A 16,317-nucleotide genomic window follows, 5' to 3' on the forward strand; every position below is an offset into this window, starting at 1 on the left:
TTGAGAAACCGGGTTTCTTAACCTCTGCGGGGGAAACCGGGTTTCTTAACCTCTGTGGGGGAAACCTGTCTTCGAGAAACCCGGTTTCTTTGAGAAACCGGGTTTCTTAACCTCTGCGGGGGAAACCGGGTTTCTTAACCTCTGCGGGAGAAACCCTACTATAATTGTTAATTGTTAATTGTTAATTTCTTTGCGGAGGGCTGTTTCCACCCGTTGCCATTCAGCCATAGTTTCAGCAAAGCGTTCAACCGCACTACCAGTAACAAAACATTCTACTTCTGGGCTGTCACTTTCCATCCCCGCACGTCCCATATATTCAAGTTCCTTGCAAAACTCAGAAAATCTCAAGGCTCCCAATTGTGCGCTACTAGATTTTAACGTATGGGCGGACTCTTTTAAACCTTTAGCATCTTGGGCATCAATAGCTTTACGCATACCATCAATATGTTGGGGTGCTTCCTGTAAATAGGTAGCAATTAGCAAATCCACAAAAGGATCATCTTCATCATCATATTCCCTGAGATTTTCCAAAACTTGATGATCTATGGGGCTATTATCGGTCATTAATTCTTCCTCAACAGTATGATTCTTTAGCATTTTATGTCCATTAGTTTCAGTAACATCAACAACCATAACCTGTCCATTGGGACTACCCCCATTTGTACTTTGTTGAGGGACGGTTGTAGATTTAACCCGATATCCATTTTGAGCAGATATCTCATGAACTTCAGTTACCGTCGGAGAAATCGGATGACATTTAGCTAAGGCTTCGGCTAAAGCCTCTCGGCGGACAGGTTTAGTAATATAATCATCCATGCCTGCATTCAAACACATTTCGCGATCGCCTTGCATAGCATTAGCAGTCATCGCAATAATTCTAGGTTTCCGTGGACCCATATCGCTACCATCTGAGTAAGCCGCACAGATATGTTTAGAAGCCTCCAAGCCATCCATTTCCGGCATTTGTACATCCATCAAAATTACATCATACTGTTGTCGATTTAAGGCATCCAAAACCTCCAAGCCATTACCAGCAATATCAGCGCGATACCCTAAACGTTGTAATAGTTTAATCGCGACTTTTTGGTTAGTGACATTATCTTCAGCCAATAAAATCCGCAAATTGGCATGAGGTTGAGGAATTGCCGGGTCATAGCCAGACTCAGCATTCTTAATATGATAGTGTTTTTCAATAGTCTGGCTATCAGCAAAAATCTGCATCAGGGTATTGTAAAACTGAGATTGTTTGAGAGGCTTGTTAACCAATCCCGCTACATTAACACCCTGGGCTTCTAGTCGTCGCAGTACCTCGGTATTGCTGGCATAATTAAACATGACTAAATTAAAGGGTTTTTGGCGGTATTTACCAGCAATCATCTGTTTTTCTAATTGGCGAATTCGACTCGCCAGGGTTGCCTCATCCATATCTGGCAAATTGATGCCCAAAATAATTAAATCCAATCCGGGGTTATCATGCAAAACCTTTAAGGCATCAGCGCCAGTTTTGACGCGCACGGGAACCATACCCCAAGATTTAACCTGACGGATAAGCAGTTTTTGATTAATGTCGTGATGTTCAACAATTAACACTTTCTTACCATGAAGGAAATCATCACTAAATTCTCCCAAATCGGGGGTATTAAATCCGCTACAAACTATGGTAAAATAGAAGATAGAGCCAGGTCTGAACACCTGTGGGCGCACAAAGTCGGGGGGAGGATTTCCGGCGACACTAGATATCAAAGATGAGGTTTCATCGTGATATTCATCGAGCAAATTGACCCAACTAGCCACCCACATTTTCCCATTCATTAATTGACTCAACCGCTGAGAAATTGCCAAACCTAAACCAGTGCCTCCATATTCCCTGGTGGTGGAAGCGTCAACTTGAGAAAAGGCTTTAAATAGGCGATCTATCCGGTCGGGAGGAATGCCAATTCCGGTATCTCGGACTTCAAATTGCAGGACGTAATGACTTTCAGTAAAATCAGAATCATCAGATTTTTTGACATCTTTTTTAGCATCGGGATGGGTAGCTTTCACTGCTAAAATTACCTCGCCTTCGGAGGTAAACTTAATAGCATTACTGACCAAATTAACCAACACTTGACGCAGGCGAGTGACATCACCCAGGATAGTTTTAGGAGTGGAAGGATCTATGATATAAGCTAACTCTAAACCCTTTTCGGCGGCGCGCCCAGACAGCAATTCTAGACACTCTTCGAGACAGTTACGGAGTTTAAAAGGTTGCTTTTCTAGTTCGAGTTTACCAGATTCAATTTTGGAGAAATCTAGGATATCATTAATAATGGTTAAAAGGGCATCGCCACTGGTGCGGATAGTTTCGACAAAATCTCGCTGTTCGGGGGTTAATTCCATATCTAATAGTAACCCGGTCATGCCAATTACTGCATTCATAGGAGTGCGGATTTCGTGGCTCATGGTTGCCAGAAATTCACTTTTAGCACGACTAGCAATTTCGGCGGCGAGTTTGGCTTCTTCTAAGGCTTGATTTTTGGCTTCGAGGGCGCGATGGCTTTTGACTTCGACTTCTAGTAATTTGGCTTGGGCGATGGTAATTCCTACTTGGGAGGCGACATCTTCGAGAAATTCGATTTCGTCTCGGTTCCACTCGCGCATTTGTTGGCATTGATGCAACATAATAATGCCATTGGGTTCGTCTTGATAGGAAGTGCGAACGGCTAACATGGATTTTAAGGCCATGCGACGACAGAGGGGAATGGAAGATTCCAGTAAAGGTTCGGAAAAAACATCGGTAGATGCGATCGCTCTATCAGAGGTGAGGAGTGCTTCAATATAGGGATTATAAGATACAGAAATTTCCAGCTTGAGGGTAGACTCATAGCCAGTTTCTAGGTATTCTGCCACACAGGTTAGGTGTGGGTAAGGTTCGGGAATATAGGTATAAATAGAACAGCGGTTAACAGCAAATACCCGACCAATTTGGCTGGCGGTAGTTTGAAATACTTCTTGGGTTTCCAGTTTAGAGCGAACTTTATGGGTAATTTCTTTAAGTAATACTAGATGCTGATTTTGTTGCTGAAGTGCTTGCGCCGCCTGTTCGCGAGCAATTTCACTACCAATATAGGTAGCCATGAGTTTCAGGATTTCCTTTTCAATGGCTCGAAATTTTGAGCGGGGCTGATAACTCAGGAAACTGAGGGTTCCATAGTCTCTACCACTGACGGTGACTTTTACGCCTAGATAGGCTTCAAAACGGCGCACAGCGTAGGCTGGGTGGTCTTTCCAGGGGGAATTCTGGAGTGATTCGATACCTACTACCTCATCAGACCCGGCGGATTCTCCTTCTAAGGTTTGATGGAGGGCGAGGGTATCGCCTTTGGCAAATCCGAAGGTCAAATTTTCAGGAATACGGGTGGCGATCACTTCATAGCGCCCCCCCCAGACGCGCCCTAGCAGTCCTATTTCCACACCAAAGCGATCGCATCCCATTTGTAAAAGACGGGTGATACGGGTATCAAAATCGGCGTTAGAACCAATAGTTGCTTCATAAAGCTGAGTCATCGCCTCGGATCTTTCTTGCAATTCGTTGGGCCAGGTGCATTGTGGGGGGACAGACGGGACCGGAACCCTCGGCGGATTTTTAACTTCTGGCCGGGACTGAACTTGCTGGGCGAGTTTAGCTAGGGCGGCGTGCATCGATTGGGGACGCAATGCACCCATAAGGATGGTGCTAGGGGACATAACGCTGATGGGATAGTTGCGCTCATCCATCACTACTAGGGGTAGTTGGTGATAGTATTTCCCCAGAACTCTTAGGGCGGCTCCTAGGGTAATGCGCGATCGCACAATTACGGCTGGGTTATTACAGATGCTATGGGCTGGGGTTGTGTAAAAATCCACCCCTAAAGCTACCAGGGTGAGAATATCTTGGCTGGTGACAACTCCCACTAATTTAATCGCCTGTTTATCGGAATTGGGTGCTGATGTGTTCTCTGGGGGGGGGACGGTTTCGGTGACAACTACAGATGGCACTCTGTACCTGGACATTAACTTAGTTATATGGAAAATCGAGGAGGAGGAGGGGGCGTGAACTAGCCTAGATGTCTGATTGCTGGCAATTTGACTCAGTTGGATTACGTCTTCTGGTACAAAGGTCTGTTGGGACTGAGGAGCGACGGACGAGGGACTACGACCATTGGTAGAATAGGATAATGACTGAGGCTTTTTCTGGCTTTTATTGCTCCGAGATAGACAGAGGAAATTTTCCGGACAGATCATCCCGGTGACTTCCCCCTGATCATTGACAATGGGTAAATGGTGGATCTGGTTTTGCTCCAAGTAAGCAAACAGGGTAAAGATATCGGTCAGGTCCGACTCTTTGGCGCTAATCACAGACCGAATCATAATCCGAGAGATGGGAAACCCACAGAGGCGATCGTTAATTGAGCAAAGTTCCACGATATCCTGGACTGTAAAAATCCCCACCAATACAGAATATACTTCCTGAAGAGTGGTGTTCTCACAACTAACAACTTTTTCCGGTTTTTCTACAATCAATACATAGCTTGACCTGTTGCTACTCATCAGCAAAATGACATCTTCGACAAGAGTATCTGGCTTGGTCGTCAGGGGTTTGCGGTTGATTGCTTGAAAAATGGAGGGAATAAACATGGGACAGCTTCTGGTGATTGGGATTGGAGAAGGTGAGATCGGGAGTGATGGAACATCATTGACTCAAAATGACAAGGGGGCTTAGTGGTTGGGGGGGGGTAAAACCCCCTTTACTATCTCCAGGATAAATTGTATTTGGGGTAAATGTCTGATCTATTTTCCCTTGCATCGGCCAAAATCTATATAAAATAAGGATTAGGGCTACTTTCAGGGAATCTGAGGGTCATAAATTTCAGCTTACTGATCAGGCTACATCTCCCTTAGAGATTTCCCCCCTACTACTATTGTCAACTTAACCGCCCAGTATTCCCAAATAATCCCTAGTTGGGATCGTTGATGGTCAATGGTATGCTGGGGAATAACTTAAACTCAAGGTTATACACTGCCCACTATCTGCTTATATGGCTATTTTGGATTCTAAAGGTCGCTTATTCGGAAAGGTGAGCATTCTCGACCTCGGCGCTGCGACTGTCATTTTGTTGGTGATTGTCGGAATTTTCTTTTTCCCGGGAACTTCTGGGTCGGTGGCTCAAATTGGGGTCACGACTAAACCCGTGGAAGTTGATGTGATTGCTTTGGGGATGCGCGGACGTAATCCCCAGGATTTTCTCAAGGCGGGAGAAAAGACTAATCTGATTATCCGTAACCAACCCTATGGACAGGTAGACATTAAAGCGGTTGAGTTCCTACCTCGGACTATCCCAGTTACCCAACCTGATGGGAGTTTGAGGGCATTACCTGACCCAACGGCTGATTTTATTTTCAGTAACAATATTTTGCTCACTTTGGAGGGCCAGGGTCAAGTTACTAATACGGGTCCGGTTTTGGGTAATGTCAAAATTCGCATTGGTAATACGGTAGAACTAGAGGGCAATACCTACAATTTTAATGCCAGTGTGGTTGATATTCGGGTTCAGGATTAATGGTGGGTTGATTTCATGCGGATTAAAATTTGTGGCATAACCCGACTAGACCAAGGACAGGCGATCGCCTCTTTGGGGGCGACTGCTTTGGGGTTTATTTGCGTTCCGGCTTCCCCTCGCTATATTAGCCCCGACCAAATTCGGGCGATTACCTCTCACCTACCAGACAGGGTAGACCGGATTGGGGTTTTTGCTAATGCCACTTTTGAGCAAATTTGGGAAACTTTCCATCAGGCTAAATTAACCGGGGTACAACTTCATGGCGATGAATCCCCCTTATTTTGCGATCGCCTACGACAAGAACTTCCCCATGGCGAGTTAATTAAAGCTATCCGGGTTAAAAACCCACAATCTCTCAGCCTAGCTGACAGCTTTATTCCCCATGTAGATGCTTTGCTGCTAGATGCCTATCATGGTCAGCAGTTGGGGGGGACTGGTCTCACCATAGATTGGCAATCTTTGGGTGAGTTCCGCCCCGCCATACCCTGGTTTTTGGCGGGGGGACTTAATCCTGATAACATTATTAATGCTCTCAGTTGCCTACACCCTGACGGTATAGATTTGTCTAGTGGAGTAGAGCGATCGCCTGGAGACAAGGATATGGCTAAAGTTGCTCAACTATTTGAGAACACAAGATTTGCTATAACTCCTGATTAGATTGTATCATTAATCAACAGACAAAAACAACTATACCCCTCCGGGGAATGAGTATCTAATGACTACTGATCAACCCCTTGGTTCTGTGATTCAAGGTTCTTTGACAAAGGGACTGGAAGTGCGACTACACGCCGATGTTTCCGTCGAGGACATGAGAGTTGGTAAGTTTTTGGTAGTCTATGGAATGCGATCGCATTTCTTTTGTTTACTAACTGATGTCTGTCTAGGAACCTCTAGCCCCCGTATTCTTAGCAATCCTCCTCTACCGGAAAATGATTTTCTCCAAGCTGTGTTAGCCGGAAATAGCACCTATGGAACTATTGAACTTAGTCCCATGTTAATGCTGAATCGGGATGTCTGCGATCGCTATGATATTCAACTCAAGGTTAACGGAAATGGTAACGGTGCCGCCTCTTTTCAACCTAACACCAACACCGAAGAGTTTGAACTACTCCCCGTTAAAACTATCCCCACCCACTTCTCTCAGGTCTACGAAGCTAAGGAACGAGATTTTCGGGTGATTTTTGGCTGGGAAGATGACCCCCAACGACGTAATTTTGCGATCGGGGAACCTATTGATATGCCAGTTCCCGTCTGTCTTGACCTCGATCGGTTTGTGGAACGCAGTAACGGTGTTTTTGGGAAATCGGGAACCGGAAAATCTTTTTTAACCCGGTTATTATTATCGGGAATTATCCGTAAACAAGCGGCGGTTAACTTGATTTTTGATATGCACTCTGAATATGGTTGGGAGGCTGTATCGGAAGGTAAACAATTTAATACGGTTAAGGGATTACGACAACTTTTTCCGAATCAAGTAGAAGTCTATACTCTTGACCCAGAGTCTACCCGCCGCCGAGGAATTCGAGACGCTCAAGAGTTGTATTTGAGTTACAATCAGATAGAGGTAGAAGATTTAAACTTAGTTCAACGGGAATTAAATCTCTCGGAAGCTGCTTTAGATAACGCTAATATTCTCTGTAGTGAGTTTGGTCAGGATTGGATTTCCCAACTGTTGGGGATGACTAATGAAGAAATCCAAATATTTTGCGATGAACGCCGGGGTCATAAAGGGTCGATTATGTCCCTACAACGGAAGTTGATGCGTCTGGAAAATTTGAAGTATATGCGGGCTAGTTGTCCGTTTAATTATATCGATCGCATTCTTCAGTCTCTGTCCGCTGGAAAGCACGTTATTGTTGAGTTTGGTTCCCAGTCGGATATGTTATCCTATATGCTGGTTACCAATATGATGACCCGCCGCATTCACCAGTCCTATGTCCGAAAAGCTGAAACATTTTTGGCTTCTAAAAATCCTAGCGATCGCCCTCAACCTCTGGTTATTACCATCGAAGAAGCTCATAGATTTCTCGATCCAGCCGTAGTTAGGTCTACTATTTTTGGCACTATTGCTAGGGAAATGAGAAAGTATTTTGTCACCCTATTAATTGTCGATCAACGTCCGTCAGGAATTGACTCGGAGGTGATGTCTCAAATAGGGACTCGTATCACCGCTTTATTAAACGATGATAAAGATATTGATGCGATTTTTACTGGGGTTTCTGGTGGTCAAAATTTGCGATCGGTTTTGGCAAAACTAGACTCTAAACAACAGGCTTTAGTTTTAGGTCATGCCGTCCCTATGCCTGTGGTAATTCGCACTAGACCATACGATGAGACATTTTACCGCGAAATTGGGGATATAGCTTGGGAAGAAATGCCGGACGAGGTAGTTTTTGAAGCCGCCGCGACCGCTTTAGATGACCTGGGATTTTAGCGACGCTGCGATCGCTTTTGTTGCCAATATCGGAATAAAGGCACACTCACAGTATAAATGGCGATCGCTGCTATCAATCCCATCACAGTCGATCCTAACAATAAAACCGCCGCCAATTCTGCCCCAGTTTCTACAAGTTCACTAAAATCTTTAACTGATTGTAGATTGACATGATCAGTCATTAGCGAAAATTGATGAATTCCTAGCAGCCACATCCCGAATTTCAAGTTAAAAAAGAATAGGGGAACATAGGTGAAGGGATTACTCACCCAAGTTCCCGCCACCGCTAGGAGTTTATGACCTCGTAAAATAACCGCAACAGCCACCCCGATAATTGCTTGAAACCCAAAAAATGGAAAAAAACCAGCAAACACACCCGCCGCCAGACCCCTCGCCAAATATTCTGGTTGTCCTCGCAGACTGATTAACCGCAGATATCCTAACCTTAACCACCGCCACCAATATACCCATCTTCCTTTCTGCGGCGGATATTCAGATAATCGATACACAGATAATTTCTCCTTGCTGCCATTTCTGCCATTTAAATTTTGATTATACAACTTATCCACATTTTTGGGCATGATTTCATGTAATCATTGACAATTGCTGATTTTTCGGTGCATTCCTGAACCTATGAATTATGGCGGGTTCGGGGGTTGCCTCTTGCTAAATTACACCGAATATGCTATAATAGCTGCGAGCAAAAAGCGACATTAATTTAGATTATAAAATATCCCAAATATATGTCAAGTCCCCGTATTCATTCCGATACAATTCAGGAGGTTAAAGACAGAGCAGATATTTATGATATCATCTCGGAAAAAGTGGTGCTTAAACGCCGTGGTAAAGACTTTGTGGGTCTGTGTCCATTCCATGAAGAAAAAAGCCCAAGTTTTACGGTGAGTCCTAGCCGACAGATGTACTACTGCTTTGGTTGTGGTGCGGCGGGAAATGGCATTAAGTTTTTAATGGAGTTGGATAAATCCTCCTTTGCTGATGTAGTTTTAGACCTCGCGCGACGGTATAATGTTCCGGTAAAAACGGAATCGCCTGAACAGCATCAGGAGTTCCAAAAGACCCTTTCCTTGCGGGAAAAACTCTACGAAATTTTAGCGATCGCCACCAGTTTTTATCAACACGCACTCCGCCAACCCCAGGGAGAAGCAGCTTTAGAATATCTGAAATTTTCCCGTCGTCTGGGAGAGGAAACTATCCAGGAATTTCAGCTAGGTTATGCACCAGCGGGGTGGGAAACAATTTATGGTTACTTAGTAGAACAAAAACATTTTCCGGTAGAATTAGTCGAAAAAGCCGGGTTAATTGTTCCCCGAAAAGCCGGGAATGGTTATTATGATCGTTTCCGCGATCGCCTAATTATTCCCATTTATGATATCCAGGGAAGAGTGATTGGTTTTGGGGGTCGAAGTTTAGGAGATGAACAGCCTAAATATCTAAATTCTCCCGAAACCGAATTATTTGATAAAGGCAGAACTTTGTTTTGTTTAGACCGAGCCAAAAAGGCTATATCCCAACAAGATATGGCTGTAGTTGTCGAGGGTTATTTTGATGCGATCGCTCTCCATGCAGCCGGGATTAATTATGTGGTAGCATCCCTAGGAACTGCACTTAGTATTAATCAAATTCGTCTGCTGCTACGCTATACAGAATCCAAGCAAATTATCCTCAATTTTGATGCAGATGCAGCCGGAACTAAAGCCACCGAGAGAGCCATAGGAGAAATTGAAACTCTCGCCTATCGCGGGGAAGTAAACCTGAGAATTTTAAACCTTCCCAATGGCAAAGATGCCGATGAATATCTATATATTCACACCCGCCATGATTATCAGGATTTACTGGAAAAATCACCCTATTTTTTAGAATGGCAAATCCATCAAATTGTCGGCGGTAAAAGCATCGAAAATGTCGCCGAATCACAGAGAATAGCCACAGCCATGGTGGAATTACTCCGCAAAGTCCAAGATTTAAACCAACGGACTGCTTACATTCAATCATGCGCGGAAATTCTCAGCCAGGGTCAATCACGGTTAATTCCCATGTTAGCCGATAGTCTGCGAAAACAGATTAATAAACCCCTAGTACAAAATCAGCAGAATAAAGCCTCTGATTCCAGGAAATCAGATCTTATTATTTCGGCTCAACGTGACCGGACTCTGTTAGAAAAAGCCGAAGGTTTGTTACTGCGAATTTATCTACACTGTCCAGAGTATCGACAGGAAATAATTAAGGCTTTGGAGGCAGAAAATTTAGAATTTAGTTTAACCAATCATCGTTTTTTGTGGATAAAAATTTCGGAAATCGAGTTAAGTTTACAGGAACAGAAACCCAGAGAAGATATTGATTTGATTTCTCAACTACAAAACTTCGACCGGGAACATTCATCGGAAATCTCGGAAGTCTCTCATTTATTCTACTTAAACGAAAAGACGATTAATGATATTGAACGTCCTAGTATTGGGATTCGCGCCGCTACAGCTTCCCTAGAATGGGTGCTATGTGAAAAACGCTATCTTCAATATTTAGACAAGTGGAAAAAAACTGATATTAAACTTAATTTAGAATTAGCCGAATACTATCAGCAGCAACTCTACGCGGAACAAAAACGTATGAAAGAGTTAGAACAACTACGCATGGTTAAGTTTTCCGAGTTGACTTTTTAATGTAGTTTGGGAAAACTGACCTAGCCTGTCCCTAGTTAATTAACAATGGTCTGATCAACCGGATTAATTCTAAGAAAATTCTCATAAACTTATGGCTATCCTGATAGGGATAAAAGCTGATGTATAGGGAAACGTAAACCCCTGTACTAAACTATGTTAGCTAAAACTATCATCCTATCTATTTATGCGATCGCAGGTATTTTGGCCATGACTCCCATGGTATTAGCCAGCGAATTTACAGAGGATCACCTATCAGAAGAGATAGCCGAAGCCGCCTCCAGAGAGGAAGCGGAAGCCGATCGCGTTCAGCAAACCAGACCCCCCAGAGGCTAATCAATTACAAATATTAGGATTAATCGCCGGGTTATTATTATGACGATTTAAATAATTTTGAAGGCGATCGCAAGCCTGATCCAGTAAATAATCAACCTGGTTAAAATTGCTATAATCCAACTCCCAAAATACCATGCGGTTGTCAGCATCAGTAGCCACCAACATTTGGTCATCAGCACTAAAATGCACCGATAAAACCGGTTTAATTCCCACTTCCAGAGTCGTGATTAACTGACCAGAACGATCCCAGAGTTTCACCGTCCCATCCTGACTCGCGGAAGCCAGTATCTCCCCAGTTGAATTAAAACTCAAATCAAACACCACCCGGTTATGTCGTCCTATGGTAGTAGTTGTAATTGGTTTCCAGTCCGAGGTTTCCCACAATTTCACCGACCCATCCCCCGTCCCCACAGCCAGCAGAGTTCCATTAGGACTAAAAGCCACCTTAGAGAAGTGACTACCCTGGGAAAGGTCGCGAATTAAAGAACCGTTAATATCCCAAATTTTAATAGTATTATCACCCACAGAAGCCATGATTTGAGCTTGTTGATTAAAACTAATATCATTAATTCTATCCGTATGTCCAATCAGAGTAGTTTGTAATACTCCATTGATATCCCATAACCGAATGATTTGGTCATCACTAACCGAAGCAATTTTTTGACCATCAGGACTAAAACTCACCGTCCACACTGGGAAATCATGGTTGATAGTCCTTAAAACATCACCTTCTGTATTCCAAATTTTCACCGTTTTATCATTACTAGCAGAAGCAATCAGTTGACTATCAGGACTAAAGCTGATATTATTAACAGTATCCGTATGTTCATCAAACATTAGCCTAATATTTAGGGAATTAGTCTCCCATACTATCGCCATATTATTGCTGGAGACTGAAGCTATTAACTCACTATTCGGACTAAAAACAGCGTTATAAATATCCCTAGGAGATTGCCAGACTCTGGGGAGGTTTTGTAGTCCCCAAAAACGGATAGAACCATCAGCACTGGCGGAAATTAGCGTTTGACTGTCGGGAGCAAAAACCGCATGATTGACAGTATTTCTATGACCCCGGAGAGTAGAAACCAAAATTCCCTCATAGTTCCAAAGTTTGATAGTTGTATCGGTGCTGGCTGTCACAATCAGGCGACCATTTGGACTAAAATTAACGCTATTTACTGATTTTTCATGACCTGTTAAAGTTTGAGATAATGTCCCATCGAGGTTCCACAGTTTCACCGTATTATCATTACTAGCAGAAGCCAAAATTTGAGAATCTGGACTAAATTTAACACTCCAAATGGCTTGGTCATGACCCTGAAAACTGGTGATTAACTCCCCCTGACGATTCCATAATTTAATTACCCCCATTTCATCAGAGGAAACAATCAACTGTTCATCTGGACTAAAACTGACCGACAAAACCTCCGCTTCGTGTCCGGTTAATATGGCTATGGTGTCACCGTCACGGCTCCACAGACGAATAGTTCCATCTTCACTAGCGGAGGCTAACTGCTGACCATCTGGACTAAAACTCAGCCATTGTATATCTCTGGTATGTCCTATTAGGGTATTAATTAAAGTTCCATCAGGTCGCCAGAGTTTGATATTTTCATCTTCCCCCGCTGAAGCTATAATCAATTCTTGACCGGAGGAATTGGGACTAAAAACCACGCGGCGAATTTTGCGTTTATTGGCTAACCAACTTCCTATTAATTCCCGATTTTGGTTCCAGATCCTGATTGTACCATCTTGATCGCCTGATACTATTTGATCACCAGTAGGGTTAAAACTGAGGCTGAGAATACCGCCAAAAGATTCAGATAGGCGATCGCGTTCTCTAAAGATATTATTGACTTCCCACAGAGAACTAGCGGTGCGGCGTTCAATTTCCGTAACGGGTTGGCGTTGCAGAATTCTACCTGCTTCCATAGCAGTTAGGGAGGCTTTCAGTTGATCCGTTTCCCCTTTTAACAAAGCCAAATATTCATAATTAAACCTGGCTAATTTTAGTTGTTTTTCCTGGGTTTTAGTATTGTGCCACAGCATTAATACGGCTATTGATAATAAACTCAACCCTATACATAATCCAATCGTATTAACCAGCCTTTTCCTCAAAACTTGATTGATTTCGGTGATTTCGGCTTCAGCTTCCTGTCTTTTTTGTTTCTCATTTTGCAGCTTATAAACTAATTCACTACTCCGTTGTTCCCGAATAAAAGATACTAGATAATCATGGACAAGCTGATAACGTTCCTCTGGAATTTCTGGGAGTAAACAGACCAACCCGGATAACACGAATATTTTTAAGACTGTATCTAGTTGATCCGTGATTTTTAGGTTATCCGCCAAACTTTGTAAATCTCTATTCAAAGCATACCGAGTTTTTAAGGGTCGGTTGTTATATTCATCTGTGAGTAAATATAAGACTAATTCGGCGATGTCTTTATTTTCCTCGCCACAGTCTGCCACTACTTCCTCTAAATAACTCTCTACTAACCGCCTTTTCGGTCCTTGGAGGCGATATTCTTCCAAGGTGGTGATTTGATTGGTGTAAAGTTGAGAACCGACAATTTGTAGTTCAATGGGTCGGACTTCTCCCGACTCTCCTGCTAATTCTTGCACCAGTTGTTTAATTAATTCCGGTTCCAAGATAAATTGAGTTTTGGCGGTTAAATTTTTGATAACTGAGGCGGCATCTTCCGGGATGAAATTACCCAAATAATAGAGAATATTTTTATCTAAAATATTGTCGTTAACCGCATCAAAGTATTTTAAACGATTTCCTTCTAGTAGGTGGTGTAAATAGTCCTGACGCAGTGCAAAAATAGTCTTGATATAGGGAATATTCAAACATTCCCGTAAAAATTGATAAAATTCTTCTCGCTTTTGGGGTTCCTTGGTGGCTACGAAAAACTCTTCAAATTTATCGAAAATAATAATCATCACTAAATTCCGATAATTCAGAACCTGTAGTTGGTCTAAAATTTCGGTCGGGTTAGTTAAAAATCCTGAGTCTAATTCAGAGTTATCTAATTGAGATAAAGCTCTGGCGATCGCATTACTGAGTCCCCCCACCCAATTAGTATAAGTTTTTTGATAAATCGGGAGAACTCGCCTGGCTTGAATCAATGTATTTTTATGTCTCAGTTGGGGAATGAGTCCCGCTTGCAATAGAGAACTTTTCCCGACTCCTGACTGTCCATAAATTATGGTTAATTTATATCTGTCTTCCCCCAGCCGCTTCATTAATTGGTCAATATCTTGCAATCTTCCCGAGGCGGTCATTTCCGAATTAATTAAAGTCCTATCTTCAGATTGGGGATAACTGGGATTAGTAATTAACTGGCTTTGCTGTAATGCACCCGCACCAATAAAAGGCCGAAAACTAAACTGTTGTTCGATTTCCCGCTGTTGCTGTTTCACTTGATAGGCGGCGAGATATTCACCCTGTCTAAAATAGCTGTAATGTAACTGTTTAAAAATTTTAATATATAGTTCTGGATCATAACAAGGTTTGGTCAAATTCTTGGCTTGTTTAAAAGTAGCGATCGCCTCTTCATGTTCTCCCAAACCCTGTTGAGATCTCCCGAAACACAGCAAATACCATCCCCAATGATAAGAACGTTCCCAATCCAACTTTCGTAAATATTCATAGTTCCGGATCTCCTTCCCCTCCTTAACCTGGGAATTTTGCGATAAATTACTGTTGATAATTTCCAGAGATTTCTGTATAATATACTTAGCGGTTTTAAAGTTACCATTAGCTAATTGTACTTCCGCCAAAAAGTGGTAGGCGCGCGCTGTCCTAAAGGAATGGGACTGATTTTGATGCAAGTCCAAGGCCCAATTAGCCACTTCATCCAACTCTGACCAATTTTCCAAATAGTGTAATATTTCCCCCAAAGCATTAATAAACTTTGCCACCAAATCCGGTCGATCAGCCGATTCAAATTCCTGTAAAGATTGCCGATAATAATCCTTGGCTTTGGCGCAGGCTTCCCACTTTTCCCCCCGGTTCATCATCCCATAGTAACGCCACCAGAAACCCAAATAAAACAGAACATGACCACAGCCTAAGCGGTTGTTAGTCTGCTGCCACAATGTTAAACTCCGTTGGTAATGCTGCAATGCTTCCTGAGTAGTATGATCAGCAATTCGACCCAGTATCAACTCTAAACTAGCTTCTAAATCCTGATCAAGAGTTACTCCCCGCCGTTGGAGGTCCTGTTGTGCGGATTCTAGTTCATTGCGTAGGGGAGAACCGCTTTCTAACTCCAGGGTAGCCTCATCTAAAAAAATAGTTGCGCCACTATCGAGTAACTGTTCTAAAATCTGATTACTGGTCTGTTTCAGGAAGTCAATGAGATGATCAGTTTCAACCTCGAAGTGAATTGTAGTTGCAAAACTATGAAAATCTGGGACTAAGCGAATCATCATCGACACCAATTGATCGCTTACCCACAAAATCAACGGAAACTCAAAATTGCGGAATTCCTCCCGCATTTGATTAGTCGCCTTGAGTACCCCCTGCAAATTATTCACCGACTCCAAGCCAAACACCATCAAAGCTGATGGCATTTCCCCCTGTAGGGTATCAAAAATGGTCGTATAGAGAGTTTTAGCCTTGGGGTCCAAAACTAATTCTTGAATGGGAACAGGACAATCTACCCGCAACTGTTGCACAATAGTTTCCCGAACGGAACGATAATTGCAACAGGCAAGAATCAGCGAAAAATCACCCTGGAGGCGAGTAATACTGCGGATTAGGGTTCTGATCGCGTCTTGGTTAGCCTTTTCCCCATCGTACATTTTCAAATTCCATGATTGCTTGGTCAACCTGGCACAGGTTCTGCATGGCGCGATCGCACATCAAGCTATTTAGCCGGGGAAAAGCGCCAAAACCATCTTAGCCTAGTTTCCCCTAAGCGATCGCATTAAACTCCTCACTTACCAACCGTCGCAGGATCTCAGTTACTTCTGCAGCCATACGAGCATCTAGCCGGACTGATTCCTGATTATAATCTTGAAAATTAGCGATGGGAATAGATCCTCGCAAAGTCATCGAGATGCTTCGTAATCGAGAAGGTTCTCTAGCCTGATACATTTACGCGACATTTATCCGGCTATTGCCTGACAATGCGACGATAGCACTATTACCCGTTAAGGTAACAGAGGCGGTATCCCGCAAAGCTTTTAGAAAGATTCCAAAAGCACCGTTCCAGTCCCTGGGTAGAGTGAACCCGCACTCAGGACATCGGAACACTTTTGAGCCACCTAGCTGGGAATGCAT

9 protein-coding genes and 1 pseudogene are annotated in these 16,317 nt (G+C 43.1%); 5 read left to right on the forward strand and 5 right to left on the reverse strand.

The genetic code is table 11. The annotated features are described in order from the left end of the window. Window positions 1-174 precede the first annotated feature (174 nt). The gene (locus tag P5683_RS12930; protein ID WP_315640127.1) at window positions 175-4,656 is read right to left on the reverse strand and encodes a response regulator; all 4,482 of its coding nucleotides are present in this window, start codon (window positions 4,654-4,656) and stop codon (window positions 175-177) included. Window positions 4,657-5,057: 401 nt separating this feature from the next. On the opposite strand from P5683_RS12930, the gene P5683_RS12935 reads away from it, so the two are divergent. The 3 genes from P5683_RS12935 to P5683_RS12945 are packed head-to-tail and all read left to right on the forward strand — an operon-like array spanning window position 5,058 to window position 8,013. Beyond that, a complete protein-coding gene (locus tag P5683_RS12935) occupies window positions 5,058-5,579 on the forward strand; it encodes a DUF4330 domain-containing protein (RefSeq protein WP_006621656.1) in 522 nt (173 codons plus the stop codon). A gap of 15 nt (window positions 5,580-5,594) precedes the next feature. After that, window positions 5,595-6,236 (forward strand): phosphoribosylanthranilate isomerase, encoded by a 642-nt coding sequence (locus P5683_RS12940; RefSeq protein WP_006621657.1) that lies wholly within the window; start codon window positions 5,595-5,597, stop codon window positions 6,234-6,236. 58 nt (window positions 6,237-6,294) lie between these two features. Further along, the gene (locus P5683_RS12945; RefSeq protein WP_006621658.1) at window positions 6,295-8,013 is read left to right on the forward strand and encodes a helicase HerA domain-containing protein; all 1,719 of its coding nucleotides are present in this window, start codon (window positions 6,295-6,297) and stop codon (window positions 8,011-8,013) included. On the opposite strand, the gene P5683_RS12950 is transcribed toward P5683_RS12945, so the two are convergent. Then, the gene (locus tag P5683_RS12950; RefSeq protein ID WP_006621659.1) at window positions 8,010-8,594 is read right to left on the reverse strand and encodes a DUF2062 domain-containing protein; all 585 of its coding nucleotides are present in this window, start codon (window positions 8,592-8,594) and stop codon (window positions 8,010-8,012) included. The genes P5683_RS12945 and P5683_RS12950 overlap by 4 nt on opposite strands. 162 nt (window positions 8,595-8,756) lie before the next feature. Between P5683_RS12950 and dnaG the strand changes: the two genes are divergently transcribed. Together dnaG and P5683_RS12960 are read left to right on the forward strand one after the other, a co-directional pair. Next, entirely contained in the window at window positions 8,757-10,691 is a 1,935-nt protein-coding gene (gene dnaG, locus P5683_RS12955; RefSeq protein WP_006621660.1) for a DNA primase, read from the forward strand. A 153-nt stretch (window positions 10,692-10,844) separates the two neighbouring features. Continuing rightward, complete coding sequence (locus P5683_RS12960) at window positions 10,845-11,024, forward strand: hypothetical protein (RefSeq protein ID WP_006621661.1); 180 nt, start codon at window positions 10,845-10,847, stop codon at window positions 11,022-11,024. On the opposite strand, the gene P5683_RS12965 is transcribed toward P5683_RS12960, so the two are convergent. The 3 genes and pseudogenes from P5683_RS12965 to P5683_RS12975 all read right to left on the reverse strand — a co-directional run. After that, window positions 11,025-15,836: an eIF2A-related protein gene (locus P5683_RS12965; RefSeq protein ID WP_008056920.1), complete on the reverse strand. Its 4,812-nt coding sequence runs from the start codon at window positions 15,834-15,836 to the stop codon at window positions 11,025-11,027. 112 nt (window positions 15,837-15,948) lie between these two features. Next, window positions 15,949-16,131, reverse strand: a complete 183-nt coding sequence (locus P5683_RS12970) for a hypothetical protein (protein WP_006667916.1) — start codon at window positions 16,129-16,131, stop codon at window positions 15,949-15,951. After that, window positions 16,132-16,317 (reverse strand): annotated as a pseudogene (locus P5683_RS12975) (hypothetical protein); the annotation flags it as partial.

This window comes from Limnospira sp. PMC 1279.21, assembly GCF_032349615.1.
In the GTDB taxonomy this organism is placed as follows: Bacteria; Cyanobacteriota; Cyanobacteriia; order Cyanobacteriales; family Microcoleaceae; genus Limnospira; species Limnospira fusiformis.

What these genes read in the sequence shown, in the direction of transcription:
- P5683_RS12930 (WP_315640127.1), bottom strand. Translation starts at nt 4,656, where the DNA reads ATGTTTATTCCCTCCATTTTTCAAGCAATCAACCGCAAACCCCTGACG.
- P5683_RS12935 (WP_006621656.1), top strand. Translation starts at nt 5,058, where the DNA reads ATGGCTATTTTGGATTCTAAAGGTCGCTTATTCGGAAAGGTGAGCATT.
- P5683_RS12940 (WP_006621657.1), top strand. Translation starts at nt 5,595, where the DNA reads ATGCGGATTAAAATTTGTGGCATAACCCGACTAGACCAAGGACAGGCG.
- P5683_RS12945 (WP_006621658.1), top strand. Translation starts at nt 6,295, where the DNA reads ATGACTACTGATCAACCCCTTGGTTCTGTGATTCAAGGTTCTTTGACA.
- P5683_RS12950 (WP_006621659.1), bottom strand. Translation starts at nt 8,594, where the DNA reads ATGCCCAAAAATGTGGATAAGTTGTATAATCAAAATTTAAATGGCAGA.
- dnaG (WP_006621660.1), top strand. Translation starts at nt 8,757, where the DNA reads ATGTCAAGTCCCCGTATTCATTCCGATACAATTCAGGAGGTTAAAGAC.
- P5683_RS12960 (WP_006621661.1), top strand. Translation starts at nt 10,845, where the DNA reads ATGTTAGCTAAAACTATCATCCTATCTATTTATGCGATCGCAGGTATT.
- P5683_RS12965 (WP_008056920.1), bottom strand. Translation starts at nt 15,836, where the DNA reads ATGTACGATGGGGAAAAGGCTAACCAAGACGCGATCAGAACCCTAATC.
- P5683_RS12970 (WP_006667916.1), bottom strand. Translation starts at nt 16,131, where the DNA reads ATGTATCAGGCTAGAGAACCTTCTCGATTACGAAGCATCTCGATGACT.